At 68.8% G+C, this 25,152-nt stretch carries 24 protein-coding genes; 6 read left to right on the forward strand and 18 right to left on the reverse strand.

Annotation, left to right across the window (positions count from 1 at the left end):
* From WS45_RS00860 to WS45_RS00870, 3 genes are all read right to left on the reverse strand, one after another.
* Window positions 1–317: electron transfer flavoprotein subunit beta/FixA family protein (locus WS45_RS00860; RefSeq protein ID WP_441294161.1), on the reverse strand; the 317-nt coding region annotated here is incomplete at its 3' end.
* A gap of 38 nt (window positions 318–355) precedes the next feature.
* Window positions 356–1,144, reverse strand: coding sequence for an SDR family NAD(P)-dependent oxidoreductase (locus WS45_RS00865; protein ID WP_059537782.1), 789 nt, complete (start codon window positions 1,142–1,144; stop codon window positions 356–358).
* 62 nt (window positions 1,145–1,206) lie between these two features.
* Entirely contained in the window at window positions 1,207–2,052 is an 846-nt protein-coding gene (locus tag WS45_RS00870; protein WP_059697645.1) for an alpha/beta fold hydrolase, read from the reverse strand.
* A 138-nt stretch (window positions 2,053–2,190) separates the two neighbouring features.
* On the opposite strand from WS45_RS00870, the gene WS45_RS00875 reads away from it, so the two are divergent.
* From WS45_RS00875 to dmpG, 6 genes are all read left to right on the forward strand, one after another.
* A complete protein-coding gene (locus WS45_RS00875) occupies window positions 2,191–2,970 on the forward strand; it encodes an SDR family oxidoreductase (RefSeq protein WP_059537777.1) in 780 nt (259 codons plus the stop codon).
* Window positions 2,971–3,119: 149 nt separating this feature from the next.
* Window positions 3,120–4,685 carry a DUF1302 domain-containing protein gene (locus WS45_RS00880; protein ID WP_059697648.1) on the forward strand — a complete coding sequence of 522 codons (1,566 nt, stop codon included), beginning with the start codon at window positions 3,120–3,122 and terminating at the stop codon, window positions 4,683–4,685.
* Between the two features lie 41 nt (window positions 4,686–4,726).
* Complete coding sequence (locus WS45_RS00885) at window positions 4,727–6,109, forward strand: DUF1329 domain-containing protein (protein WP_059537769.1); 1,383 nt, start codon at window positions 4,727–4,729, stop codon at window positions 6,107–6,109.
* 98 nt (window positions 6,110–6,207) lie between these two features.
* On the forward strand, window positions 6,208–6,990 hold the full coding sequence (gene dmpE, locus WS45_RS00890) for a 2-oxopent-4-enoate hydratase (protein ID WP_059697650.1): 783 nt from the start codon (window positions 6,208–6,210) through the stop codon (window positions 6,988–6,990).
* A gap of 13 nt (window positions 6,991–7,003) precedes the next feature.
* Window positions 7,004–7,903, forward strand: coding sequence for an acetaldehyde dehydrogenase (acetylating) (locus tag WS45_RS00895; protein WP_059697652.1), 900 nt, complete (start codon window positions 7,004–7,006; stop codon window positions 7,901–7,903).
* Window positions 7,904–7,919: 16 nt separating this feature from the next.
* Window positions 7,920–8,951 (forward strand): 4-hydroxy-2-oxovalerate aldolase, encoded by a 1,032-nt coding sequence (gene dmpG, locus WS45_RS00900; RefSeq protein ID WP_059697654.1) that lies wholly within the window; start codon window positions 7,920–7,922, stop codon window positions 8,949–8,951.
* 99 nt (window positions 8,952–9,050) lie between these two features.
* Here the strand turns inward: dmpG and WS45_RS00905 are convergent, their stop codons facing one another.
* From WS45_RS00905 to WS45_RS00975, 15 genes are all read right to left on the reverse strand, one after another.
* Window positions 9,051–9,299 carry a hypothetical protein gene (locus WS45_RS00905; RefSeq protein ID WP_059691331.1) on the reverse strand — a complete coding sequence of 83 codons (249 nt, stop codon included), beginning with the start codon at window positions 9,297–9,299 and terminating at the stop codon, window positions 9,051–9,053.
* Complete coding sequence (locus WS45_RS00910) at window positions 9,296–10,561, reverse strand: alkaline phosphatase family protein (RefSeq protein WP_059697656.1); 1,266 nt, start codon at window positions 10,559–10,561, stop codon at window positions 9,296–9,298. The genes WS45_RS00905 and WS45_RS00910 overlap by 4 nt, the downstream gene beginning before the upstream one ends.
* A 413-nt stretch (window positions 10,562–10,974) precedes the next feature.
* Window positions 10,975–11,238, reverse strand: a complete 264-nt coding sequence (gene infA, locus WS45_RS00915; protein WP_011355053.1) for a translation initiation factor IF-1 — start codon at window positions 11,236–11,238, stop codon at window positions 10,975–10,977.
* Window positions 11,239–11,700: 462 nt separating this feature from the next.
* A complete protein-coding gene (locus WS45_RS00920; protein ID WP_006751843.1) occupies window positions 11,701–11,904 on the reverse strand; it encodes a cold-shock protein in 204 nt (67 codons plus the stop codon).
* 290 nt (window positions 11,905–12,194) lie between these two features.
* A complete protein-coding gene (locus WS45_RS00925; RefSeq protein ID WP_059697658.1) occupies window positions 12,195–13,274 on the reverse strand; it encodes a Rieske 2Fe-2S domain-containing protein in 1,080 nt (359 codons plus the stop codon).
* A gap of 69 nt (window positions 13,275–13,343) precedes the next feature.
* Entirely contained in the window at window positions 13,344–15,815 is a 2,472-nt protein-coding gene (locus WS45_RS00930; protein ID WP_059697660.1) for an efflux RND transporter permease subunit, read from the reverse strand.
* Between the two features lie 106 nt (window positions 15,816–15,921).
* Window positions 15,922–16,881: a WD40/YVTN/BNR-like repeat-containing protein gene (locus WS45_RS00935; RefSeq protein WP_059697662.1), complete on the reverse strand. Its 960-nt coding sequence runs from the start codon at window positions 16,879–16,881 to the stop codon at window positions 15,922–15,924.
* Window positions 16,882–17,059: 178 nt separating this feature from the next.
* Window positions 17,060–18,265, reverse strand: coding sequence for an acetyl-CoA C-acyltransferase (locus WS45_RS00940; protein ID WP_059697664.1), 1,206 nt, complete (start codon window positions 18,263–18,265; stop codon window positions 17,060–17,062).
* A gap of 17 nt (window positions 18,266–18,282) precedes the next feature.
* Window positions 18,283–18,768, reverse strand: a complete 486-nt coding sequence (locus tag WS45_RS00945) for a MaoC family dehydratase (RefSeq protein WP_059537737.1) — start codon at window positions 18,766–18,768, stop codon at window positions 18,283–18,285.
* The gene (locus tag WS45_RS00950; protein ID WP_059697666.1) at window positions 18,768–19,568 is read right to left on the reverse strand and encodes an SDR family oxidoreductase; all 801 of its coding nucleotides are present in this window, start codon (window positions 19,566–19,568) and stop codon (window positions 18,768–18,770) included. The genes WS45_RS00945 and WS45_RS00950 overlap by 1 nt, the downstream gene beginning before the upstream one ends.
* Complete coding sequence (locus WS45_RS00955) at window positions 19,565–20,764, reverse strand: acyl-CoA dehydrogenase family protein (protein ID WP_059697668.1); 1,200 nt, start codon at window positions 20,762–20,764, stop codon at window positions 19,565–19,567. Before WS45_RS00955 ends, WS45_RS00950 begins: the two co-directional genes overlap by 4 nt.
* Window positions 20,761–22,002, reverse strand: coding sequence for an acyl-CoA dehydrogenase family protein (locus WS45_RS00960; protein WP_059697670.1), 1,242 nt, complete (start codon window positions 22,000–22,002; stop codon window positions 20,761–20,763). The genes WS45_RS00955 and WS45_RS00960 overlap by 4 nt, the downstream gene beginning before the upstream one ends.
* 3 nt (window positions 22,003–22,005) lie before the next feature.
* The gene (locus WS45_RS00965) at window positions 22,006–22,884 is read right to left on the reverse strand and encodes an SDR family oxidoreductase (RefSeq protein ID WP_059697673.1); all 879 of its coding nucleotides are present in this window, start codon (window positions 22,882–22,884) and stop codon (window positions 22,006–22,008) included.
* A 41-nt stretch (window positions 22,885–22,925) separates the two neighbouring features.
* The gene (locus WS45_RS00970; RefSeq protein WP_059697674.1) at window positions 22,926–24,077 is read right to left on the reverse strand and encodes an acetyl-CoA C-acetyltransferase; all 1,152 of its coding nucleotides are present in this window, start codon (window positions 24,075–24,077) and stop codon (window positions 22,926–22,928) included.
* A complete protein-coding gene (locus tag WS45_RS00975) occupies window positions 24,074–25,144 on the reverse strand; it encodes an acyl-CoA dehydrogenase family protein (RefSeq protein WP_059697676.1) in 1,071 nt (356 codons plus the stop codon). The genes WS45_RS00970 and WS45_RS00975 overlap by 4 nt, the downstream gene beginning before the upstream one ends.
* Window positions 25,145–25,152: the final 8 nt, after the last annotated feature.

Genomic DNA, 25,152 nt, shown 5'->3' on the forward strand with positions numbered 1-25,152 from the left:
TCGACCAGCGCCTTCAGGATCTTCGCGACGGCCAGCGGCTCGACGCTGTCGTTCGACTCGACGAGGATCGCGCGATCGGCACCGATCGCCAGCGCCGTGCGCAGCGTTTCCTGCGCTTGCGTCACACCGACCGACACCGCGATCACCTCCGCCACGACCCCGGCCTCCTTCAATCGCACGGCCTCTTCCACCGCGATCTCGTCGAACGGATTCATCGACATCTTCACGTTCGCGATGTCGACGCCGGTGCGGTCGGACTTCACGCCGACCTTCACGTTCGCGTCGACCACGCGCTTCACTGCCACGAGCGCTTTCAACTGCCTGTCTCCTGTTTCGTTTCGACCGCCGCGGCGCGTCAGCGCGCGGTGTATCCACCGTCGATCACCAGCTCCGCACCCGTCACGTAGCGCCCCGCCGGCGACACGAGATACAGGATGCCGGCCGCGATGTCGCGCGGGCTGCCGATCTTCGCCATCGGCACGTGCGTCTGCATGTATTCGAACGCGCGGTCCGGATCCTGGCCCATCTGGCGGAACGCGTCCTCGAGCATCGGCGTGCGGATATAGCCCGGATGCACCGAGTTCGCGCGGATGTTCTTCGCTGCATACAGCATCGCGTCGACCTTCGCCATCATCCGCACCGCCGCCTTCGACGCGTGATACGCGGGCACGTCGGGACCGCCGACGATCCCGTACATCGACGACAGGTTCACGATCGAGCCGCCGCCGGCCGCCTCGAGGTGCGGAATCGCGGCGCGCGTGCACAGGAACACGCCGTTGACGTTCACGTCCTGCACGCGCTGCCATTGCGCGAGCGTGAGTTCGTGCGTCGGCACGTTGTGCCCTTCGATGCCCGCGTTGTTCACGAGCACGTCGAGGCGCCCGAAGCGCGCGACGATCTCGTCGAACACGCGCGCCACGTCGGCCTCGCGCGTCACGTCGAGCGACCAGAACGCGGCCTGGCCGCCCTGCGCGCGGATCTCCTCGACGAGCGCTTCCGCCGGTTGCGACAGCACGTCGAGGATCGCGACGCTCGCGCCGGCCGCGGCCAGCGTGCGTGCCGTTTCCGCGCCGATGCCGCGCGCGCCGCCGGTGATCGCGGCCACCTTGCCGCGCAGGTCGAACAGGTCTTCGATGAGTTTCATTGTGTCTCCGTGTAGTCAGGCGAACCGGCCTCGAACGGGCCGGTCATCAGGGGCATCGGGCGTTATCGTGACGCGGTCGCGGCAGGCGCCGCCAGGAAATCGAGGCATTCGCGATTGAAATACGCCGAGTGTTCCACCATGACCCAGTGGCCGCAACGGTTCAGCAGCACGAAACGCGCGTCGCGGCAGCGTTCGAGAAACGTCAGCGCGCCGCCGACCGGATTGAAGCGATCGTCCGTGCCCCAGAAGCCAAGCACCGGGCAGCGCAGGTCGCCGAGCGCCCCCGTCAGGTTCGGCACGCTCATCGTCGACAGCACTTCGGTCGGCTGCTCGACGCACACTTTCATCCGCTCGGCGACAAGCGCGTCGGTGACGATCGCCGGATCGTGCACCAGCAGCGTCAGCAGCTCGCGCATGGTGTCGTCATTCATCTGGCGATTGGTGAACAGCTTCACCATTCGCTGGATCCCTTCCATCCGGAAATAGGTGTCGCGATCCTCGACGCCGCCCGGCGCCATCATGATCAGCCCGTCGACTTCGTCGGGATAATCGAGCGCGTATTTCAGCGCGATCGCGCCGCCCAGCGAATTGCCGAGCAGCACGGCCGGCCCGATGCCGAGCGCGGACAGCTGCGCGTGCAGCGCATCGACGAAGAAATCCAGTGTGTAGGCGACATCGGACGGCTTCGACGACTGCCCGTAACCCGGCAGGTCGACGACGATCGCGCGATGGCCGGCAGCCGCGAATGCCGGGTAGTTGTGCTTGAAGTTGCTGAAGCCGCTGGCGCCCGGGCCGCTGCCGTGGATGAACACCACCGGGCGGCCGTCGCCCGCCTCGAAGTGATGCAGGCGCAGGCCGCCCGGTACGTCGGTGAAGATGCCGGCCGGCGGCGTCGTGGGGGTCGTCATCGCGGGTTGTCTCCTTCGTCGGTCGATGGATGCCTGCCACGATGATTGCGCCGCCGGCGCCGGCCGGCATCATCCTTTCAGACTACGAAACCGCGCGCGCTTGTTCCTATCATCGGGCCACCGAAACGGAGGCAGACGATGAACGGATTCGACTACAGCGGCAGGACGGTGCTCGTGACGGGCGGCACCAAGGGCATCGGACGGCGCATCGCCGAGCGGTTTCTCGCGGCGGGCGCGCGCGTGTTCGTGTGCGGACGCAGCGCGCCCGACACGCCGCCTTCGGGCGGCGGCCGCACGGCCACCTTCATTGCTGCCGACCTGCGCGACATCGAGCAGGTGGACGCGATGCTCGCGACGATCCGCGACGCCACCGGCTGCCTCGACGTGCTGGTCAACAACGCGGGCGGCTCGCCGTTCGTGCTCGCGGCCGACGCGTCGCCGCGCTTCACCGAATCGATCGTGCGACTGAACCTGATCGCGCCGCTGCAGCTCGCGCAGCGCGTGAACGCGATCATGCAACCGCAACCGCACGGCGGCGTGATGCTGTTCATCGCGAGCGTCAGCGCATCGCGTCCCTCGCCCGGCACCGCCGCTTATGGCGCCGCGAAGGCGGGCCTCGTCAACGCGGTCACGTCGCTCGCGGTCGAATGGGCGCCGCGCGTGCGCGTGTGCGCGATCAGCCCGAGCCTCGTGCAGACCGAATCCGCGACCGAAGGCCACTACGGCGACGACGCCGCGCTCGACGCGATCCGCGCGACGATTCCCGCCGGACGGCTCGCGACGCCCGACGACGTCGCGTCGGCGTGCCTGTTCCTCGCGTCGCCCGATGCGTCGTACACGTCGGGCGCGAACCTGCGGCTCGACGGGGGCGGTGAACGGCCGGCGTTCCTCGCGGCGGCACGAACGGAACCACGCTGACGCGCGAACGCGACCGGCGCGCCCCGATCGTTTCCAGTCCTAGGGAAGTCATCTAGTTCATTTCGACGATTCCCTGCTACCGCGATCTCCCTACTCTGCCTCTCACGACAACCACAGTCGACCGTCGTCGATACCCCAGAGGAGACACCATGCATCAACGGATTTCGCGCCGTACCGACAAGCGGGCCACCGCCACGCTGTCGACGCTGGCCGCCGCGCTGCTGACGTGCGCCGTTCCCAACGCGCACGCAGGCAGCACGATCGAGCTTGGCGCCGACACGACGCTGGACTACACGTTCACGCTGAGTTACGGCCTCGGCATGCGCACGCGTGCGCCGAGCGGCAATCTGCTGACGCCCGCGAACATCAATGGCGACGACGGCGATCGCAACTTCGCGAAGAACAAGCTGATCGAGAATCAGGTGAGCCTGCTCGGCGAAGTGAACCTGAAGCACGACGACTGGGGTGTGTTCGTCCGCGCGAGCACGTTCTACGATCAGGCCTATCACCGCCCGAACTACAACGACGCGCCGGGCACAGTGAACCATTCGGGCCAGTACAACAACTTCTCGAGCGATGCCCGCTACTGGTCGGGCGGCCACACGACGCTGCTCGCCGCCTACGCGTACAACACCTTCAAGATCGGCGCGACGAGCTTGAACGTGAAGGTCGGCGACCAGGTGGTCGCGTGGGGCGAAAGCCTGTTCTTCCCGAACATCGCGGGCGCGCAAGGCCCGGCCGACGCCACCAAGTCCTACGTCGCGGGCGCTCAGGTGAAGGACATCCTGCTGCCCGTGCCGCAGATCTCGACGCAGTGGCAGATCACGCCGAACTTCAGCCTGCTCGGCTACTACCAGTTCTCGTTCCAGCAGAACCGCCTGACCGCGCCCGGCACGTACTGGAGCTATTCGGACGTGGTCGGCCCGGGCGCGCAGTTCATCATCGGCCCGGGCGGGATGATCATTCCGCGCGGCGCAGACGAAAAGCCGAGCGCGCACAACCAGTGGGGTATCGGCGCACGCCTGCGCGTGTTCGGCGATACCGAGCTCGGCGTGTATCACCTGCATTACAACGACATGAACCCGAGCGTCGTCACGTCGTTCTATCCCGTGCTCCAGTACCGGCAGACCTATTTCAACAACATCAAGCTGACCGGCGCGAGTTTCTCGACGCAAGTCGGTCCGGTCAACGTCGCGGGCGAAGCGTCATACCGCCAGGGCGCGGCCGTGCTCGTCAACACGCCGACCGGCGCGCAGGCGACGCGCGCGAACGTCACGCAGCTCAACCTGTCCGGCATCTACTCGATCGGGCCGAGCTTCCTCGCGAATTCGCAGTCGCTGGTCGGCGAAATCACGTACGTGCACGCGGGCGGCATCTCGGCCGTCGACGGCTCGACCACCCTCACGAACTCGCGCAACGCGCTCGCCCTCGAGCTGGCCTGGACGCTCAGCTACAAGAACGTGTTCAACGGCTGGGATCTCGACGTGCCGCTCACGTACACGCACGACCTGGCGGGTACGTCGCCGCTGGCCGGCGCGCTCGGCTCGCTCACGGGCCAGGGCGACCACCGCGTGACCGCCGGCGTCACGTTCACGCGCCTGAGCAACCTGTCGCTGTCGCTCGTCTACGCGAAGTTCCTCGGTTCGCCGAATCCCGTCACGCGTCCGCTCGCCGATCGGGACTACGTGCTGGCCACGGCGACCTACCACTTCTGAGCGGCCCGGCCGCTCGTCACTCAGCAAGAAGAGGATTTGTCATGAAACGAACTCGTCTCCCCCTCCTGCGCGCGTCGGTGATGGCCGCGTGCGCACTCGTCGCGACGGCGTCGTTCCCGAAGGTCACGCCGGACGACCTGAAGGCGCTCGACGGCCCGCTCACGCCGATGGGCGCGGTGCGCGCCGCGAGCAAGGACAGCGGCGTGCCGGAGTGGTCGGGCAAGTGGCTCGGCACGCCGCCCGACGTGCAGTACAAGCGCGGCGGCCGCTACCCCGATCCGTTCGCGAGCGAGAAGCCGGTCGCGACGATCACCGCGGAGAACATGGCGCAGTACGCGGAGCACCTGACCGACGGCCAGAAGGCGATGTTCAAGCGCTACCCGGCCACGTTCAAGATCAACGTCTACCCGAGCCATCGCGACTTCCGCTACGCGGATTCCGTCTACAAGGACATCCGCACGTACGCGCCCGACTCGACGATGACGCCCGACGCGAACGGGCTGACCAACGCGCCGCCGCAAGTGCCCTACCCGATTCCGAAGACGGCCGCCGAGCTGCTGTGGAACCAGCGCTTCTCGTCGGCGATCGGCACCGAGCAGGCGACCTACGATCAGGCGGTCGTGTACTCCGACGGCAATATCGCGTGGGGCAAGGTGCGCTACGACATCTACTCGCCGCGCAACGTCGGCAAGTACGACGTGAAGAGCGACCTGAACAACCGCACGTTCTACCGCAACGCGACGGAGCTGCCGCTGTCGGACCGCGGCTCGTTGATCGTCGGCTTCACGAACTGGGACAAGGCCGGCGCCGACAACTCGTCGCGCACGTGGATGTACAACCCCGGCACGCGGCGCGTGCGCCAGGCGCCCGAATACGGCTATGACCAGCCGCAAGGCCCCGGCGGTTTCCGCACCGTCGACGACGACCGCCTGTACAACGGCCCCGGCGACCGCTACGACTGGAAGATCGTCGGCAAGCGCGAAATCTACGTGCCGTACGACAACTACAAGGCGATGGACAGCTCGGTCAAGTATGCGGACCTGCTGACCAAGGGCCACGAGAACCCGTCGTACATCCGCTACGAGCTGCATCGCGTATGGGTGCTGCAGGCGACGCTGAAGAGCGGCTATCGCCATCAGTACGCGAAGCGCGTGCTGTACATCGACGAGGATTCGTGGATGACGCTGCTCGCCGACAACTACGACGCACGCGGCCAGCTGTGGCGCACCAACGTCGCGACGACGCTGTACGCGTACGACGCGAAGACGTTCTACCCCGGCGTCGTGTTCTTCCACGACCTGATCTCCGGCGCATACATGGCCGACCGCCTGACCAACGAAGGGCCGATGCCGAAACTCGACAGCAGCCCGCAGTTCAGCGAGGCGTACTTCTCGCCGGACGCGATCCGCAGTTCGGGTAACTAAGCATCCGGCGCGGCACGCCCGCGCCCCACGCGCCGGAGCCGCGCTCCGGCGCCCGACGCCGCCCGGGACGGCGGCCTTTTCCATTCGAGGGCCCTTTCATGTCTTCCCGCTTGCATACGACGCTCGGCGACGAGCTGTACGCCGCGTGGCACGCACGCGCACCGGTCGCGCCGCTGTCGAGCCGCCCGCGCCGGCTGTCCCTCGACGATGCGTACCGCATCCAGCAACGCTTCATCGAACGCCGCGTCGAGCGCGGCGAATCGGTGGTCGGCAAGAAGATCGGCGTGACGAGCCAGGCCGTGCAGGACATGCTGAACGTGCGCCAGCCCGATTTCGGCATCCTGCTGTCGGGCATGCACTACGCGGCCGGCGAGGCGATCGCCACCGAATCGCTGATCGCGCCGCGCGCCGAAGGCGAAATCGCGTTCATCCTCGCGCGCGACCTGCGCGGCCCCGGCATCGACCGCACCGACGTGATCGCCGCGACGGCCGCCGTCGCGCCCTGCTTCGAGATCGTCGATTCGCGCATCCGCGACTGGGCGATCCGTATCGAGGACACCGTCGCCGACAACGCGTCGTGCGGCGTGTACGTGCTCGGCGATGCGCGCGTCGACCCGCGCACGCTCGACCTCGCCGCGTGCGAGATGACGATCGAGAAGAACGGCGAGCGCGTCGCGCAAGGCCGCGGCGACGCGGCGCTCGGCCATCCCGCCGACGCCGTCGCGTGGCTCGCGAACACCCTCGCCGAATACGACGTGCCGCTGCTTGCCGGCGAGATCGTGCTGTCCGGCTCGCTCGCGAAACTGATTCCGGTCACGGCCGGCGACGCGCTGTCGATGCACATTTCCGGCATCGGCAGTTGCGACGTCCGCTTTATCTAAAGGAACGAACCTGATGAAGAAAATCAAATGCGCACTGATCGGGCCCGGCAACATCGGCACCGACCTGCTGTACAAGCTGCGCCGCTCGACCGTGCTCGAACCCGTGTGGATGGTCGGCGTCGATCCGGCATCCGACGGCCTCGCGCGTGCCCGCGAATTCGGCCTGAAGACCACCGACCGGGGCGTCGACGGGCTGCTGCCGCACGTCGTCGGCGACGACATCCGCATCGCGTTCGACGCGACCTCCGCCTACGTGCACCGCGACAACTCCGACAAGCTCACCGCGCTCGGCGTGAAGATGATCGACCTGACGCCCGCCGCGATCGGGCCGTATTGCGTGCCGCCGGTGAACCTCGACGCGCACCTCGACAGCGCGCAGATGAACGTGAACATGGTGACCTGCGGCGGCCAGGCGACCATCCCGATGGTGTACGCGGTGTCTCGCGTGCAGCCGGTCGCGTACGGCGAGATCGTCGCAACGGTATCGTCGCGCTCGGTCGGCCCCGGCACGCGCAAGAACATCGACGAATTCACGCGCACGACGTCCGGCGCGATCGAACAGGTCGGCGGCGCCCGCAAGGGCAAGGCGATCATCGTGATCAATCCGGCCGAACCGCCGCTGATCATGCGCGACACGATCCACTGCCTGACCGACGGGCCGCCCGACGTCGATGCGATCACCGCGTCGGTGCACGCGATGGTCAAGGAAGTGCAGCGCTACGTGCCCGGCTACACGCTGAAGAACGGCCCGGTGTTCGACGGCAACCGCGTGTCGGTCTTCATGGAAGTCGAGGGGCTCGGCGACTACCTGCCGAAGTACGCGGGCAACCTCGACATCATGACCGCCGCCGCGGCCGCCACGGCCGAGCGTTTCGCCGAACAGATGCTGGCCGCGACGGCCGCCACCGCTTGAGTCGAGGAGTCACACGATGTCACTTGCAGGCAAGAAGATCACCGTCCACGACATGTCGTTGCGCGACGGGATGCACCCGAAACGTCATCAGATCACGCTCGACCAGATGCGCAACATCGCGCGCGGGCTCGATGTGGCCGGCGTGCCGCTGATCGAGGTCACGCACGGCGACGGGCTCGGCGGCGCATCGGTCAACTACGGTTTTCCCGCGCATACCGACGAGGCGTACCTGAGCGCCGTGATCCCGGAGCTGAAGCAGGCGAAGGTGTCGGCGCTGCTGCTGCCGGGCATCGGCACCGTCGAGCACTTGCGCATGGCGCACGAACTCGGCGTCGGCACGATCCGCGTCGCCACGCACTGCACCGAAGCGGACGTGTCGGAACAGCACATCGGCCTGGCGCGCACGCTCGGACTCGATACGGTCGGATTCCTGATGATGGCGCACATGTCGTCGCCCGAGCAGCTCGTCGTGCAGGCGAAGCTGATGGAGTCGTACGGCGCGAACTGCATCTACATCACCGATTCGGCCGGCCACATGCTGCCCGACGACGTGACCGCGCGGATCGGCCAGGTGCGCGCCGCGCTGAAGCCGGAGACGGAACTCGGCTTCCACGGGCATCACAACCTCGCGATGGGCGTCGCGAACTCGGTCGCGGCGGTCGCCGCCGGCGCGAACCGGATCGACGCGGCCGCGGCTGGCCTCGGCGCGGGCGCGGGCAATACGCCGATGGAAGTGTTCGTCGCCGTGTGCGACCGGATGGGGATCGAGACGGGCGTCGACGTGTTCGCGATTTCCGACGTGGCCGAGGATCTCGTCGTGCCGATCATGGACGCGCCGATCCGCCTCGACCGCGATGCGCTGACGCTCGGCTATGCGGGCGTCTACTCGTCGTTCCTGCTGTTCGCGAAGCGTGCGGAAGCGAAATACGGGATTCCGGCGCGCGACATCCTCGTCGAACTGGGTCGCCAGCGGCTCGTCGGCGGTCAGGAGGACATGATCGAGGATGCGGCGCTGACGATGGTGCGGGCGCGGGAGGTGGCGGCGTAACCGGCGTGATCGACGATATCGGGCCGCCATCGCCCGATACGCCGGCGAATCTGCGGAACGGGGCGCGATGCGCCCCGTTGCCGTCAACCACGCACCGCATCAGCGGTGCTTTCCGCCATGCCTGCGTCGTCGATGTGCCGCGCGCGCCTGCAGCAGCGTCGGCATCAGCTCCTCGATGTACTGCCGCGCCTGTCCGCGCGTGACGATCTCGCTGAACCGCCGATGCGCGTGGTCGTGCCCGACCAGCGCCGCATGCGCCTTCTTCAGGATGTGCAGATACGCGATCAGGCTGGTGCCGTCACGCACGGGCAGCGCATCGCGCGGGTCCGTCGCCGAAGTCGTGTTCATGAGCCGATCCTCGTCGGGCAGTCGGTGCGGCAGGTCGTGGTCACAAGCGACAGCAGGTCGTTCGCGGCGCGATCGCGGTCGGTCAGCGGCGCGAGGCCGAACAGGCGCCCGAGCGTCGCGACCACCGAGCTGTGATCGTACGGCGTGTGATCGACGTGCCCTGCCGCAACCCACGGCGACACGACGATCGCGGGCACCCGCACGCCATACACGTCGAAGCCGAAACCGCTCGCGTTCAGCGTCGCGGCCGCGCCGTCGTTCGGCGGCGGCGCCGCGCCCGGCCGGACCGAATCGTAGAAGCCGCCGTGCTCGTCGTAGACGATCACGAGCAGGCTGCGCTCCCACACCGGCGAATTGCGGATCGCGTCGTACACGCGCGCGGCGAGCTGGTCGCCGCCGGCAAGGCCGTCCATCGGATGTTGCGAGCTGCCGTTCTGGTAGGTGCCGTGCACGATGTCGCCGTAACCGGACTCGATGAACGTGTAGCGCGCGGTATAGCCGGCCGCGAGATCGGCTTCGAAGTGCGCCAGATCGTCGACGTCGAAGAAGCTCACGCCCTTCAGCGAGGTCACCTGCGGCACGTGGCCGAGCGGATCGCCCGACTGGTCCTGGTAGATGCGCCAGTTGTCGTCGCCGAGTGCGGCGAAGATCGAGCCTTTCGGATAGGGGAAGCCGTCGAACGTATCCCATCCGGCCATTTCTTCGCGGGTCGGCGAATGGTCGAGGCCGGCGGACGACGCGCCGTGCAGAAAGAAGCGGTTCGGCCAGGTCGGCCCCGGCATCGACGCGTGCCAGCGGTCGCACAGCACGAACGCGTTCGCGAGCGCATACAGCGACGGCGCCTGCGTGCGCACATCCACACCCTGCATGATCGCGCCAATGCTGCCCGGTTGCGGCGGCGTGCCTTCGGAATGCGACGTCGCGTAATTCGACACGAATCCCGAATTGTCGACGCTCGGATAAGGCCGCCCTTTGACGAACGGCACGCCCGCGCCGCACAACTGTTCGAGCACGTCGGAGAATTCGTGGCACGGATCGGTCGGCATCCGGTCCGGCGCGCCGCCGCCGAACGGATGGACGGTGCCGCCGTATGCGTTGCTGTCGCCCGGCGTCGCGGCCGTGATGCCGGCGATGCCCGAGAGCGCGAACAGATGGTCGAACGAGCGGTTCTCGAGCATCAGCACGAACACGTGCCGGATGCGGTCCTGAACCGACGGCGCTGCGGGAACGGAAGGAGCTGCGGGGGTTGCGTCTGCACTCATGGCGCCTCCTGGCGTCGCGCGACGAATATCCGGCTGGCACGATCGCGGCGGCACGGAAAGAAACCGAAAGGAAAGGCGCTGCAACGTGCGCGGGCCGCGAATTGCCGACGAGTGTACGGCTACGCCGGCCCGCGCGTAAAGCCGGTTACGGCGCGCAGCAAGACGCGTGCATTCAGCCGACGACCAACGTGGGAGAGAAAAGCGATGCGCGGCGAATCGGCGAGTGCGGGGAAAACGAGGCGAATCGGACGATTCGACCGGAGAGAATGCGGCCTCGGCCGCCGCGGCACTGCCCCGCCGCCGGCGACCGTCGAACGGCGCGAACCGCGCCGTCCATCCGGTGTGCCCGGCCGCATGAACGGGCCGGACGGATTTCGATCGGTGCGGCGTTAGGCTGCCCGATCGCTACTGCTTCAGCGACGCGGTTGCCCGGTGCGCGGCGGACGCGGCGAATTCGCGTCCTTGTGGCGGAAGTTGATGCGGCCCTTGGTGAGGTCATAGACCGACAGTTCCAGCGTCACACGGTCGCCCGCGAGAATGCGGATGTGGTTCTTGCGCATGCGGCCCGACGCATACGCGCCGACCACGACGCCGTTTTCCAGCGTGACACGGTATTTGCTGTCCGGCAGCACTTCGTCGACGATTCCGTCCAGTTCCAGCAGTTCTTCTTTTGCCAAACCAATTCCTCCAGACAAGGTGATGACCGCGGCCGCGGCGAACTCACCGGCGCCGTGCCCCGCAACGGGACGGCGGCCGGCGGGATGCCGGGGATCAATTCGTTCAGACGGGCGACGCGCCCGTCTTGCAATCGGAGCCCGGCGCAATGCGGCGGTCGGGCGGTCGGTGGCGGCGATGCGATCGGCACCGCGCAAAGTCGGGACCGCGCCGCGTGCGGCATGGCGACGGTCTACTCGGGTTCAAGCATGGGCCGCTGGCGACGCGGCGAGCGCGTCGCGAGGGCGTTGGATCGCACGTCGTACGGACCTGCGATGGATGAGGGAAGCACACGACCGATGCATCGTGAATTCCGCGATGCATCGGTCGTGTGCGTCGAAACGCGCAGGACGCCGGCTCGGGCCGGCCTCCGCGCGATATCCGACCGGCAGCGGCCGCCATTCGACGGCCGGTGCCGAAGCGGCTTACTGCGGCGTGATGTTCGACGCTTGCAGACCCTTCGGGCCACGCTTCACTTCGTAGCTGACCTTCTGGCCTTCGGCCAGGGTCTTGAAGCCCGTGCCGCGAATTTCCGAGAAATGGGCGAACAGATCGTCGCCGCCGTTGTCCGGGGAAATGAAACCAAAGCCCTTGGTTTCGTTGAACCACTTGACGGTACCGGTATCCACAAATACTTCCTTAATACGAATAATTGAACATGCGCCCCGTGACGGGCACAGAAAGAATCAAAAGAGGGAGAGACCAACGACTGCCGCACGCCGTGCGGCCAATGATGAGCAATCGAACTTCTTGAAGACTTCGGTCTCGGACACTACGCGGTGCAGGCCGATCCGTCAAGCTCTTTCGATGCGTTGCAGGCGCGCGGCGGCGCGCGCGCCTTGCCTGGCGGGCGTCGGCGGCGATCGGGACACGAAACGATGCGCCCCCTATTTTCGCCGCGCTTCGCCGCTCCTGCCCGTCACCGCGGCTCGAACACGTGATGCAGCGGCGGCGGCGCCGCACCGTCGCGGATCTTCATCTCGAACGTCTTGCGCGCGACGCTCGACGGCCGCACGTCGGCCGCGTCCAGGTAGAACTGCGAATACCAGTCGCGCATCTGGTACAGCGGGCCGTCGCCTTCGCACAGCAGCGGGTTGTCGATGCGCGTCTTGCTGTGCCAGATGTCGACGTCCTCGTAGAACGCGCGCTGCGCTTCCTTCACATATGCGTTCGCGATCTCCATGTTCTGCGCGTCGCTCAGGCCGGCCACCTTCTTCACGATCACGCCGTAGCGCAGCTCGAAGCTGTTCATGTCGATCGGCACGTGGCAGTTCAGCAGCACCGAATGGATCGGCTGCCCGCCGCTCTGCCCCGTCATCTGCGTGATGTGCACGGCCGGCCCGAAATACGTCGACAACGCGGTCAGGCTGTCGCCGCCGAGCTTCTCGCTGCGGCCGACCATCAGCTGCGTCGCCTTGTGATCCTCGAACAGGTTCGCGAAATAGTCGATCGGCGCGTGGTGCACGGTCGCGAAGTGCGCGACGTCCGAGATGTTGTCGACCAGCTCGCGGCAGTTCGCCTGGATCACCATCTTGTCGACGACCCAGTCCGACCATTCGCCGGAGAAGCACACGTCGAGGCGCGGAATCGCGACTTCCGGCGGCGGCGCATTGCCTTCCGGGTCGTTCCACACGAACAGCAGGTTGTTTTCCTCGCAGGTCGGCCACGCGCCGATGCGCGCCTTCGGCGGAATCCGCTTGCAGTACGGGATCGACGCGCACTGCCCGTCGCCGTTCCACGCCCAGCCGTGGAACGGGCAGACGAGATTGTCGCCTTCGACCGTGCCGAGGCTCAGGTCGGCGCCCATGTGCGGGCAATACGCGTCGACGACGTTGATCTTGCCGGTCGAATCCGCGAACGCGGCGAGCTTGCGGCCGAAGACGTTCAGCGTGTGCGGCTTGCCGTCCTTGTAGTCGCGGGCGAGCCCGAGGCAGTGCCAGCCGCGCGCATAGCGCTGCGCGAGCGGCTGGGCTTCGATCTTGTAAGGGCGTGCGGACATGTGGGTTGACTCCTCTTTGGGGGACGCGCGGCGGCCCGCCGCGCACCGGGGTAACGGGGGTTGCGTCGCTCAGCGCACCGGATTGCCGGGTTCGAGCGTGCGCGTCGGCTTGAGCGCGGGGGCCGGCGCGGCCTGCGGCGATGCCGGCTGCGGCTCGCGCGACACGCGGCGCTCCGCCCGCTCGACGCCGAGCCATGCGGCCAGCGCGGGCAGCAGGAACACCGCGCCGAACAGGTTCACGAGGAACATGAACGCGAGCAGCACGCCCATGTCGACCTGGAACTTCAGCGCGGAAAACGCCCAGGTGCCGACGCCGATGAACATCGTGACGGCCGTGAACAGCGCCGCGGTGCCGCGCTGGCGCATCGCGTCGGCGAATGCGTCCGGCAGCGTCGCGCCGTGGCGGATGTCGTGCTGCAGGCGCTCGTACAGGTAGATCCCGTAGTCGACGCCGACCCCGACGCCGAGCGTGATCACCGGCAGCGTCGCGACCTTCAGCCCGATGCCGAGCCGCGCCATCACCGCGTTGCACAGGATCGACACCAGCGTGAGCGGCACGATGATGCACAGAACCGCGCGCCACGAGCGGAACGTGACCGCGCAGAGCAGCGCGATCGCGCCGAAGATCGACAGCAGCATCGCGATCTCCGCGTCGCCCACCGCCTCGTTGGTCGCGGCCATCACGCCGACGTTGCCGCCCGCAAGCCGGAACGCGACGTTCGGCGTCGGGTTGTCAGCCGCGAAGCGCTTGATCTCGTCGACGATGTGCGCGATGGTCGTGCCTTCGTGGTTCTGCGTGTAGATCAGCACCTGGATCGCCTTGCAGTTCGCGGTGTTCATCCCGTTGTCGGGATCGAACGCATTGGAGCCCTGCGTGAGCCCGTCGCTGGAGCGCGGCAGCGCGGCCCAGCGCGGGTTGCCTTCGTTGAACGCGGCGATGAACACCTTGCCCTGCGACGACACGCTCGTCACCGACTGCACGCCGGCCACGCCGCGCATGTTCATCTCGAACTTCTCGATCGCGCTCATCACCGGGTAATGCAGGCACGCATCGTCGAAACCGGTCGTCTCGACGATCACCGACAGCACGTCGACGCCGATGTTGTACTGGTGCGTGATGGCCGCGTTGTCGATGTTGTAGCGCGAGTTCGCGCGCAGTTCCGGCGCGCCGGTGCCGATGTCGCCGATCTCCAGCTTGCGCGACTCGAGCGTGCCGTACGCGAGCAGCGCGAGCGCCACCGCGAACACGCCGAGCGCCGGCGCCGGCCGCGCGAACACCGCGAAGCGCGACCACTTCCCGCTGCCGCCGGCCGCCGCCGTGCGCTGCGCACGCGCGAGCGTGCCGCGCTCGAGGCGCGTGTACGACAGCAGGATCGGCAGGAACACCTTGTTGGTGACGATCATCAGCAGCACGCCGAGGCACGCGGTGATGCCGAGTTCGCGCACGATGTCGATCTTGATCCGCATGATCACCATGAAGCCGAGCGCGTTGGTCAGCAGCGCGACCGTGCCCGGCACGAACAGCTTGCGGAACGCGTCGCGCGCGGCCTCGACCGACGACGCGCCGCGCACCAGCGCCTGCTTCCACGCGTTGGTCATCTGCACCGCGTGCGACACGCCGATCGAGAAGATCAGGAACGGCACGAGGATCGACATCGGGTCGATGCCGAGCCCGAGCAGCGGCAGCGCGCCGAGCAGCCAGACGACGGGCAGCAGCGCGACGACGAGCGCGAGCACGGTGGTCTTCAGCGAGCGCGTATAGGCGAACAGCAGCGCGGCCGTCACGAGGAACGCCAGCGCGAAGAACGCCATCACGCCGGCGATTCCGGCCTCGACGTCGCCGACCAGCTTCGCGAAGCCGATGATGTTGACGTCGATGCCCTGCCTTGCGTAGCGCGCGCGGATTTCCTCGAGCTGGCGCGCGACCGCGCTGTAGTCGAGCCGCTTGCCGGTGGCGGGATCGGTCTCGCGCAGTTCCGCGCGGATCAGCGCCGACTTCAGGTCGTTGCCGACCAGCCGGCCGATCTGCCCGGAGCGCGCGACGTTGCGGCGCACCTTCGCGAGATCGTCCGGGTTCGCGCTCGAGAACTGGCCGGGCACGACCACGTCGCCGCGAAAGCCAGCCTCGGTCACTTCGGTGTAATGGACGTTCGGCGTGAACAGCGAGAACACGCGCGAACGGTTCACGCCGGGGATGAAGAACACGTCGTCGGTCGCGTGGCGCAGCGCGTCCATGAACGTCTGGTTGTAGATGTCGCCGTCGCCCTTCCAGCGCAGGCTGACGAGAATCGTGTTCGCGCCGGGGAACGCGCCGGCGTAGCGCTCGAACACCTGCATGTACGGGTGCTGCATCGGAATCATCTTGTTGAAGCCCGGATCGAGCTTCAGGCGCGTCGCGGACAGGCCGAGCGCGAGCGTCGCCGCGATGCACAGCAGCATCAGCAGCCGGCGCTGCCGGATGATCGTGTCGGCGCAGCGCTCGACGAACGCGGCGAGGCGCGATGCGGGAACGGCTTCGGTGGGGCGTGACAGGTCGTTCATGGATTTCTCGGGTCGGAACGGACGGGACGGACGATGCGGGCGATACGGGTGGGTCGGCGCAGCGACGCGGACGGATGCGGGCGGCGGCAAGCGCCGCCGCCGCGCATCAGGACGGCGACGCGGCGAGCGGCGCGACGCCGGCCTCGCCGCCGAGCAGCAGCGCGCCGCGGCCCATGTCGAACACGGCCGCGAGGCTCTGCACGCCGCCGAGCTTGCGCACGTCGAAGGTCAGGCCGCCGTCGCGCGACGCGACGATCGCGCCGCCCTGACCGACCAGCACGAGTTCGCCGTCGGCAAGCTGGGTCGCGCCGAAGTACGACACCGGCACGTGGCTGTCGACGTGCGTCCAGGTCATGCCGCGATCGGTGCTGCGCAGCACGTTGCCGCGCATGCCGTACGCGATCCAGTCGCCGTTCGCGAGCATCAGCGCGCCGAACAGCGAGCCTGCGTACGGCGACGGGCGCTTGTCCCAGGTCACGCCGTTATCGGTCGAGCGCAGCAGCGTGCCGCTCTCGCCTGCAATCAGCAAATTGCCGTGGCCGTCGCCGACGATCGCGTTCAGGTGGCGGTCGCCCGCCGGCGTCTTCAGCGGCTGCCACGTGAGCCCGGCGTCGTCCGAGCGCAGCAGCTGGCCGAAACTGCCGGCCGCGAACAGCGGGCCGTTCGCGCTGCCCCAGACGGACAGCAGCGGATCGGAATGCGCGTTGTCGCTGTGGACCGCGCGCCAGTGCACGCCCGCATCGTCGCTGCGCACGATCCGGCCGTCGTGGCCGACCGCGATGCCGAGCGTCGGCGTGACGAAGCTCACCTGCGTGAGCGTCGAGCCCTGGTCGGGCGTGACCGATGCCGGCCGCCAGCGGCGGCCCGCATCGTCGCTGAGCAGAATCACGCCGCGCTCGCCGACCGCGACGATGCGCGCGCCGGCGCGGGCGAGCCCGTTGATCTGCAGGCGGTCCGCATGGATCGCGGTGACCGGGAACGCCGGCAGCGGGCGCGGCGAGAACGCGAACAGCGCGGCGCCGAGCACGAGCGCCGACATCGCGAGTCCTGGCAAGGTACGTTTCATCGGTTGTCTCCTGTCCTGGCAAGCGGCCCGGGCCCGCGCCGACGCGCTCGCCCTGCCGCTGCAAGTCTCCGGGCCGTCGGTCGTCGCCGCGGCCTCGCATGGTTCCGAATGGATGGCGGCCGAACCGGGCTGTCGGTCCGGCCGCCGGTGCGGCTGCGTCGAACGCGGTTACATGCCGTTACGCGCCGACTTCGAACAGCGCGGCGGCACCCATCCCGCCGCCGATGCACATCGTCACGACCGCATGCCGTACGCCGCGGCGCGCGCCTTCGAGCAGCGCATGCATCGTCATCCGCGTGCCCGACATCCCGAACGGGTGGCCCAGCGCGATCGCGCCGCCGTCGACGTTCAGCCGCTCGTCGGGAATGCCGAGCGTGTCGCGGCAATACAGCGCCTGGCACGCGAACGCCTCGTTCAGTTCCCACAGCCCGATGTCGCGCACGGTCATCCCGAAGCGCGCCAGCAGCTTCGGAATCGCGAACACCGGGCCGATGCCCATCTCGTCCGGCTCGCAGCCGGCCACGGCCAGCCCGCGGAACGTGCCGAGCGGCGCGAGCCCGCGACGCGCGGCCTCGGCGCGCGACATCACGACCACCGCCGCCGCGCCGTCCGACAGCTGCGACGCGTTGCCGGCCGTCACGAACTCGCCCTGCTCGACGACCTTGCCGCCGCTCCACGACGGCTTGAGCCCCGCGAGCCGCTCGGCCGTCGTATCGGCGCGCACGCCTTCGTCGCGCGCCGCGCGCACGGCCTCGTGACCGATCGGGTTGCCTTCCTTGTCGAACAGCGCGCGCGTCACGTCGAGCGGCGCGATTTCGGCGTCGAAGCGGCCGGCCGCTTGTGCGTCGGCCGTGCGCCGGTGGCTCTGCAACGCGAATTCGTCCTGCGCCGCCCGCGAGATCCCGTAGCGGCGCGACACGATCTCGGCGGTTTCCATCATCGCCATGTACGCGACCGGCTGGTGGTCGAGCACGGCCTGCGAACGCGCGCGGTAGACGTTCTTGTGCTTGTTCTGCGTGAGCGAGATCGATTCGACGCCGCCCGCGACGACGATCCGCGCATCGCCCGCGCCGATGCTGCGCGCGGCGCTCGCGATCGACATCAGGCCCGACGAACACATGCGGTCGATCGACATGCCTGGCACCGACGCCGGCAGCCCCGCCGCCGCCGCCGACAGGCGACCGATGTTGTAGCCCTGCGTGCCCTGCTGCGCGGCGCAGCCGATCAGCACGTCGTCGACGTCGACCGGCGCGACGCCCGCGCGTTCGAGCGCGGCGCGCACGACGTGGCCGCCCAGCGCGGGCGCCTCGGTGTCGTTGAACATGCCGCGAAACGCCTTGCCGATCGGCGTGCGTGCGACGGAAACGATGACTGCGTCTTCCATGAGCTGGCTCTCTGAATCTAGAAGTAGTAACGGCTGATCGTGTCGGCCACGCAGCCGGGTTTCGCGTCGCCTTCGATCTCAACGGTCACGCGGATCCACGCTTGCACGCCGCCGTCGAGCGGCTCGACGCGCAGCAGCTCGCCGACGCCGCGCACGCGCGCGCCGACCTTCACCGGCGCCGGGAAGCGGATCCGGTCGCAGCCGTAGTTGACGCCGAGCCGCGCGCCGTCGATGCGCACGATCTGCGGCAGGAAATGGTTGACGAGCGACAGCGTGAGGTAGCCGTGCGCGATGCACGCGCCGAACGGGCCGTCCTTCGCGCGCACCGGATCGACGTGCACCCACTGGTGGTCGCCCGTCGCGTCGGCGAAGCCGTCGATGCGGATCTGGTCGATCGCGAGCCACGCGCTCGCGCCGAGCGTGTCGCCGACGGCCGCCGCGAGTTCAGCGGGATGCGCGAACACGCGGGGCGTCGCGCGCACGGGGTCGAGGGTCGTCTCCATCATGCGTGCTGGCTGCTGACCGACAGCACTTCGCCCGTCATGTACGACGCGTAATCGCTTGCAAGGAACACCATCACGTTCGCGACCTCCCAGACTTCGGCGGCGCGCCCGAAGGCTTCGCGCGACGCCAGTTGATTCAGCAAGTCGGCCGGAGCCGACTTCTTCAGAAAATCGTGCATCGCGATGCTCGGCGCGACCGCGTTGATGCGCACGCCGTAAGGCGACGCCTCGAGCGCCGCGCAGCGCGTGAGCGCCATCACGCCCGCCTTCGCCGCCGCGTAATGCGCCTGTTCCGCCTGCGCACGCCAGCCGAGCACCGATGCGTTGTTGACGATCGCGCCGCGGCCGCGGGCCTGCATGTGCGGCAGCATCGCGCGCGTCATCCGGAACGTCCCGGTGAGGCTAATGTCGATCACCCGCGACCATTCGGCATCGTCCATTTCGACGATGCGTTTGGCGCCGCCGAGCCCGGCGTTGTTGATCAGCACGTCGACGCCGTCGAGCCTGTCCTGCGCATCGGCCACGAGCGCCTGCACGTCGTCCTCGACCGCGACGTTGCACAGGCGGCCGTAAATCTGCCGCAGCCCCGTTTCGGCGCGCAGCGTCTCCACGGCCTGTTCGAGGCGCTTCTCGTGGATGTCGGAGATGAACAGCGCGCGGCAGCCTTCCTCCGCGCAGCGACGCGCGGCCGCGAAGCCGATGCCTGCGCCGGCGGCGGCCGTGATCAGCACCGATTTGCCGACGAGCAGCTGGTGGCCCGGCACGTAAGCCGGCGCTTTCTGGATCTGGGGTTCGGTCATGCTGTGCCTCGTGGTTCCCTGGGCATGCCGAGCCCGCGCTCGGCCATGATGTTGAGCTGGATTTCGTTGGTGCCGGCGTAGATCGTGTCCGCACGGGAGAACAGGAATACGCGCTGCAGATGGGTGAGCTTCTCGTCGGCCGGATCGATCACGTTCGCGCGGGGCCCGAGCGCGTCCATCGCGAGCTGGCCGAGGTCGCGGTGCCAGTTCGACCAGAAATACTTGTAGATCAGCGCCTCGCGGCGCAGCGGCGCGGTGGCGCCGTTCGCGTCGTCCGCGCCCGACAGCATCCGCAGCGCGTTGTAGCGCATCACGCGCAGCCCGGCCCACGCGCGGCCGATCCGCTGGCGCAGCACCGGGTCGCGATCGGCGCCCGACTCGCGCGCGGCGTCGATCACCCATTCGAGCTCGCGGACGAACTGCATCTGCTGGCCGAGCGTCGACATCCCGCGCTCGAAGCCGAGCAGCGTCATCGCGATGCGCCAGCCGTCGCCCGGCGCGCCGACCAGGTCGCGTGCTGCCGCGCGCGCGCCGTCGAAGAACACTTCGTTGAATTCGGCGCCGCCGTTGAGCTGCCTGATCGGGCGGATCTCGATGCCCGGCTGGTCGAGCGGGAGCAGCAGGAACGACAGCCCCTTGTTGCCCTTCGATGCCGGATCGGTACGCGCGAGCACGAAGATCCAGTCGGAATCGTGCGCGAGCGACGTCCACACCTTCTGGCCGAACACGCGCCAGGTGCCGTCGGCGTCCTGCTCGGCACGCGTGCGCACGTTCGCGAGATCGGAGCCCGCGCCCGGCTCCGAGTAGCCCTGGCACCAGAACTGCGTGCCGGCGAGAATCCCGGGCAGGAAGCGCGCGCGCTGGTCGTCGGTGCCGCACGCGACGAGCGTCGGCCCGAGCAGCCCCTCGCCGATATGGCCCATCCGGCCGGGGCCGCCGGCACGCGCATATTCCTCGTGGAAGATCACCTGCTCGGCGACCGTGAAGCCGCGGCCGCCCGCGTCGGTCGGCCAGCCGAGGCCGGTCCAGCCGCCGTGCGCCAGTTCCCGTTCCCACGCCTTGCGCAGTTCCGGAAACGCTTCCTCGTCGCCGGGGCCGCCGCGGTATTTCAGGCACGCGAATTCGCCGGTCAGGTGCGACCGCACCCAGTCGGCGACTTCGTGCCGCAATTGCTGTTCGCGCGTTTCGCTGTTCATTGGCGTGCTCCGGTGCGCGCGGCGGACGGACGCGTGGCGATCGACGCCTGTGGCGACGCCAGTGCCGCCTCGCGCCGCGACGTGTCGCCGTCGATCGCATGGCGGGCGATCCATTCGAGCAGTTGCGGCGTGCTGCCGAACTGCGTGCCCGACGCCTGCGCACGCTTGAAGTAGAGATGCGGGTCGTATTCCCACGTGAAGCCGACACCGCCGTGCAGCTGGATCGCTTCCTGCGCGCAGAACGCATATGCGTCGTTCGCGGCGGCTTTCGCGGCCGCGACGTCGGCGCGCAACGCCGCGCCCGGCGCCGCCCCGCCCGCGTCCGCATCCCATGCGTGCGCCGCGCCGAGCACCGCCGAGCGTGCGGATTCGATCAGCACCATCATCTGCGCGCAGCGATGCTTGACGGCCTGGAACGACGCGATCGCGCGGCCGAACTGCACGCGCTGGCCCGTGTAGTCGAGCGTCAGGTCGAGGCAGTGCTGTGCGCCGCCGAGCTGTTCGGCGGCCAGCGCGAGCGCCGCGAACCATGCGGCGCGCTCGAGCACCTGCGCGGCAACGGTGCCGCCGGCGAACAGCGCGTCGCGGTTCACGCGGATGTCGTCGAGGACGATGCGCGCGATCGGCCGCGTCGCGTCGAGCGTGTCGAGCGGCGCGATGCTCAGCCCGGGCGCCGTCGCGACGTCGATCGCGAACAGGCCGATCGACTGCCCCTCGTTCGCGATCCGCGCGGGGATCAACAGCAGGTCGGCGCGCGCGCCGTCGATCACCTGTTCGATCGTGCCGGACAACGCATAGCCGCCCGCTGCTTCTTCCGCGACGACCGGCAACTGCCATGAACCTGCGGGCAGCTCGAACGGCAAGGCCAGCGTCGCGCTGCACGCACCTTCGGCGATCTTCGCGAGCCAGCCCGTCGCGAGCGGCACGTCGGAGCAGCTCGCCAGCGCGGTCGCGGCCAGGCACGCGGTCGAGAAATACGGCACGCACGCGACGCGCCGGCCGAGCTGCTCCATCAACAACGTCTGCTCGACCGCGCCGAGCCCCATCCCGCCTGCCGCCTCCGGCAGCGACAGCGCGTTCCAGCCGAGCTCGCCCGCGAGCGCGGCCCACAGCGTGTCGTCGCGGCCGGCCGATTGCTCGAGCGCGCGTCGCACGTCGGCGGACGCGCTGCGTTCGGCGAGCACGTCGGCCGCCGCGTCGCGGATCATCGCCTGTTCGTCGGTGAGCGCCAGATCCATGCGTCAGCTCCCGTACACGCGCTGCGCGGGACGCGCGTCGGCGATCAGCCGCGCGACCGCCGGGCCGACCTCGGCCGGCGCCCAGCGCGCGCCGCGGTCGACGCTCGGGCCGGTGCGCCAGCCTTCGGCAACCGCGATCATCCCGCCCGCGACCTCGAACACCTGGCCCGTCACGTCGGCCGACAGCGCACTGCCCAGCCACACGACGAGCGGCGCGACGTTGACCGGATCGAAATAGTCGAAGCCGCCGTCCTCGGGCTTCTTCATCATGTCGGCGAATACGCCTTCGGTCATCGACGTGCGCGCGGCCGGCGCGAGCGCGTTCACGCGCACGCCGTAGCGCTGCAGCTCGGCCGCCTGCATCAGCGTGAGCGCCGCGATGCCGGCCTTCGCCGCGCCATAGTTCGACTGACCGATCGACCCTTGCAGCCCGGCGCCGGAACTCGTGTTGACGATCCGCGCGTCGACCGCGTGGCCGGCCTTCGCGGCGTCGCGCCACACGCGCGCCAGCACGCTCGACAGGCAGAAGTGGCCGCGCAGATGCACGCGCATCACGTCGTCCCAGTCGGTTTCGGTCATGCTGGTGAACATCTTGTCGCGGCAGATGCCCGCGTTGTTGACCAGCACGTGCACGTCGCCGAACGCGTCGCGCGCGGCATCGACGATCCGCTGCGCGGTGTCGATCCGCGTGATGTCGTCGGCATTCGCGAGCGCGCGGCCGCCGCGTCGTGCGATCTCGTCGCACACGGCCTGCGCGGCCTCGTGACGGATGTCGTTGACGACGACCGCCGCGCCTTCGGCCGCGAACGCGAGCGCGTATTCGCGCCCGAGGCCGCCGCCCGCGCCGGTGATGATGGCGGTGCGTCCGTTACAGATTCCCATGCTTGTGCCTCCTGGATCGAGGGATCGTGAAAGTGCCGCGCTCACAGGCGCTCGATGATCGTGACGTTCGCGAGGCCGCCGCCTTCGCACATCGTCTGCAATCCGTAACGACCGCCGGTGCGTTCCAGTTCGTGCAGCAGCGTCGTCATCAGCCGTGCGCCGGTCGCGCCGAGCGGGTGGCCGAGCGCGATGCCGCCGCCGTTCGGGTTGGTCTTCTCGTGCGGGAAGCGCGTGTCCGCGAGCCACGCCTGCGCGACCGACGCGAACGCCTCGTTCATCTCGACGACGTCGATCCGCGACCAGTCGAGCCCGCTCTTCTTCAACGCGGCCCGGGTCGCCGGGATCGGCGCGGTGAGCATCCACAGCGGATCGTCGCCGAGCACGCTCAGGTGGTGAATGCGTGCGCGCGGCGTGAGCCCGTAGCGTTTCAGCGCATCCTCCGACACGATCAGCAACGCGGCGGCCGCATCGCAGGTCTGGCTCGCGACGGCGGCCGTCAGCGAGCCGCCCGGCATCAGCGGTTCGAGCGTCGCCATCTTTTCGAGCGACGTGTCGGGGCGCGGCGTCTCGTCATGCATCACGCCTTCGAGCGGCACGATTTCCCGCTTGAAATGGCCTGCCTCGATCGCCGCGACCGCGCGGCGGTGGCTTTCGAGCGCATAGCGCTCCATCGCGTCGCGCGACAGGTTCCAGTGATCGGCGATCCGCTGCGCGGCGACGAACTGCGACACCGGCGCGTCGCCGAAGCGCGCGCGCCAGCCGGCGCTGCCCGAGAACGGGTCCTTGAAGCCGAGTGGCGCCGCGCTCGTCATCGCGGACGAGATCGGGATCTGCGTCATCGTCTGCACGCCGCCCGCGACCACCACGTCCTGCACGCCGCTCATCACGGCCTGCGCGGCGAAGTGCACGGCCTGCTGCGACGAGCCGCACTGGCGGTCGACCGTCACGCCCGGCACCTGGAGCGGCAGCCCGGCCGCGAGCCAGCAGGTGCGCGCGATGTTGCCGGCGAGCGGGCCGATCGTGTCGACGCAGCCGAATACCACGTCGTCGTATTCGTCGGCCGGGATCGCGTTGCGCTCGACGAGCGTCTTGAGCACGAAGCCGCCGAGGTCCGCCGCATGCACGTGCGCGAGCCCGCCCTTGCGGCGGCCGGTCGGCGTGCGCAGCGCGTCGACGATATAGGCTTGTTTCATCGGTGGGTTTCCTCGAAGTCGAAGGTCTGCGCGGGGCCGATCGGCAATGCGTCGCCGAGGATCGCGTCGGCCACGCGGGCCTTGTGGAATGCGTTGTCGCCCCAGCTGCCGGAGAGCGCCCAGATCCGCTTCATGAAGATCTGCAGGTCGAGCTCCCACGTGTAGCCGATCGCGCCGTGCACCTGCATCGTGTGGCGCGCGGCCAGTTGCGCGGCGGCGGTCGCCGCGAGCTTCGCGTGCGACACCAGCACCGCGCGCTGCGGGTGATCGTCGGCGATCGCCCGGGCCGCGCGCGCCACCACCGGCCGCGCGAACTCGTAGCGAATCGCCACGTCGGCGAGCAGATGCTTGAGCGCCTGGTATGAGCCGATCGCCTTGCCGAACTGCTTGCGCTGCGCGCTGTAGTCGATCGCGACGTCGAGCACGCGCTGCGTGAGCCCGAGCAGTTGCGCAGCGACCGCGAACGCGCCGTGGTCGAGCGCGCGATCGAGCAGCGGCGCGGCTTCGTCGGCGCTCGCGATGCGCGTGGCCGTCGACGGCTCCCAGTCGAGCGTGAACAGGCGCCGCGACGGGTCGACACTGTCGACCGCGCGCCACGCGCACTGCGCGGGATTCACGCGGTGCAGCTCGCCGCGGTGCTCGCACAGCAGCGCTTGCGCGACGTGCACGTCGGCCGCATACGGGTTCACCGGATGCACGAGCGCGACACGCGCGCGCCCTTCGGCGATGTCGCGCAGCAGCGCGTCGCGCCAGTCGGCGGCGGGCAGCCGCGCGAGCACGCCGGCCGACACGAGCGCTGTGTCGAGCAACGGCTCGGGGCTGCCGAAGTAGCCGTAAGTCTGCGCGAGCAGCGCCCATTCCACTTCGGTCAGGCCGAGACCGCCGTGCGCCTCGGGCACCGACACGGCGGTCAGCCCCTGCGACGCGAACAGCGACCACAGCGTGTCGGAGCGGCCGGTCGGCGTGGCCCACAGCTCGCGGATCAGCTCCGGGGTCATCTCGGTCATCAGCAGGCGCTTCACGCTGTCCGCGAGCGCCTCCTGGTCTTCATCGAATACGAAATCCATACGATGTC

The sequence above is a fragment of the Burkholderia sp. RF2-non_BP3 genome (assembly GCF_001522185.1).
Lineage (GTDB): Bacteria > Pseudomonadota > Gammaproteobacteria > Burkholderiales > Burkholderiaceae > Burkholderia > Burkholderia diffusa.

What these genes read in the sequence shown, in the direction of transcription:
- WS45_RS00865 (WP_059537782.1), bottom strand. Translation starts at nt 1,144, where the DNA reads ATGAAACTCATCGAAGACCTGTTCGACCTGCGCGGCAAGGTGGCCGCG.
- WS45_RS00870 (WP_059697645.1), bottom strand. Translation starts at nt 2,052, where the DNA reads ATGACGACCCCCACGACGCCGCCGGCCGGCATCTTCACCGACGTACCG.
- WS45_RS00875 (WP_059537777.1), top strand. Translation starts at nt 2,191, where the DNA reads ATGAACGGATTCGACTACAGCGGCAGGACGGTGCTCGTGACGGGCGGC.
- WS45_RS00880 (WP_059697648.1), top strand. Translation starts at nt 3,120, where the DNA reads ATGCATCAACGGATTTCGCGCCGTACCGACAAGCGGGCCACCGCCACG.
- WS45_RS00885 (WP_059537769.1), top strand. Translation starts at nt 4,727, where the DNA reads ATGAAACGAACTCGTCTCCCCCTCCTGCGCGCGTCGGTGATGGCCGCG.
- dmpE (WP_059697650.1), top strand. Translation starts at nt 6,208, where the DNA reads ATGTCTTCCCGCTTGCATACGACGCTCGGCGACGAGCTGTACGCCGCG.
- WS45_RS00895 (WP_059697652.1), top strand. Translation starts at nt 7,004, where the DNA reads ATGAAGAAAATCAAATGCGCACTGATCGGGCCCGGCAACATCGGCACC.
- dmpG (WP_059697654.1), top strand. Translation starts at nt 7,920, where the DNA reads ATGTCACTTGCAGGCAAGAAGATCACCGTCCACGACATGTCGTTGCGC.
- WS45_RS00905 (WP_059691331.1), bottom strand. Translation starts at nt 9,299, where the DNA reads ATGAACACGACTTCGGCGACGGACCCGCGCGATGCGCTGCCCGTGCGT.
- WS45_RS00910 (WP_059697656.1), bottom strand. Translation starts at nt 10,561, where the DNA reads ATGAGTGCAGACGCAACCCCCGCAGCTCCTTCCGTTCCCGCAGCGCCG.
- WS45_RS00925 (WP_059697658.1), bottom strand. Translation starts at nt 13,274, where the DNA reads ATGTCCGCACGCCCTTACAAGATCGAAGCCCAGCCGCTCGCGCAGCGC.
- WS45_RS00930 (WP_059697660.1), bottom strand. Translation starts at nt 15,815, where the DNA reads ATGAACGACCTGTCACGCCCCACCGAAGCCGTTCCCGCATCGCGCCTC.
- WS45_RS00935 (WP_059697662.1), bottom strand. Translation starts at nt 16,881, where the DNA reads ATGAAACGTACCTTGCCAGGACTCGCGATGTCGGCGCTCGTGCTCGGC.
- WS45_RS00940 (WP_059697664.1), bottom strand. Translation starts at nt 18,265, where the DNA reads ATGGAAGACGCAGTCATCGTTTCCGTCGCACGCACGCCGATCGGCAAG.
- WS45_RS00945 (WP_059537737.1), bottom strand. Translation starts at nt 18,768, where the DNA reads ATGGAGACGACCCTCGACCCCGTGCGCGCGACGCCCCGCGTGTTCGCG.
- WS45_RS00950 (WP_059697666.1), bottom strand. Translation starts at nt 19,568, where the DNA reads ATGACCGAACCCCAGATCCAGAAAGCGCCGGCTTACGTGCCGGGCCAC.
- WS45_RS00955 (WP_059697668.1), bottom strand. Translation starts at nt 20,764, where the DNA reads ATGAACAGCGAAACGCGCGAACAGCAATTGCGGCACGAAGTCGCCGAC.
- WS45_RS00960 (WP_059697670.1), bottom strand. Translation starts at nt 22,002, where the DNA reads ATGGATCTGGCGCTCACCGACGAACAGGCGATGATCCGCGACGCGGCG.
- WS45_RS00965 (WP_059697673.1), bottom strand. Translation starts at nt 22,884, where the DNA reads ATGGGAATCTGTAACGGACGCACCGCCATCATCACCGGCGCGGGCGGC.
- WS45_RS00970 (WP_059697674.1), bottom strand. Translation starts at nt 24,077, where the DNA reads ATGAAACAAGCCTATATCGTCGACGCGCTGCGCACGCCGACCGGCCGC.
- WS45_RS00975 (WP_059697676.1), bottom strand. Translation starts at nt 25,144, where the DNA reads ATGGATTTCGTATTCGATGAAGACCAGGAGGCGCTCGCGGACAGCGTG.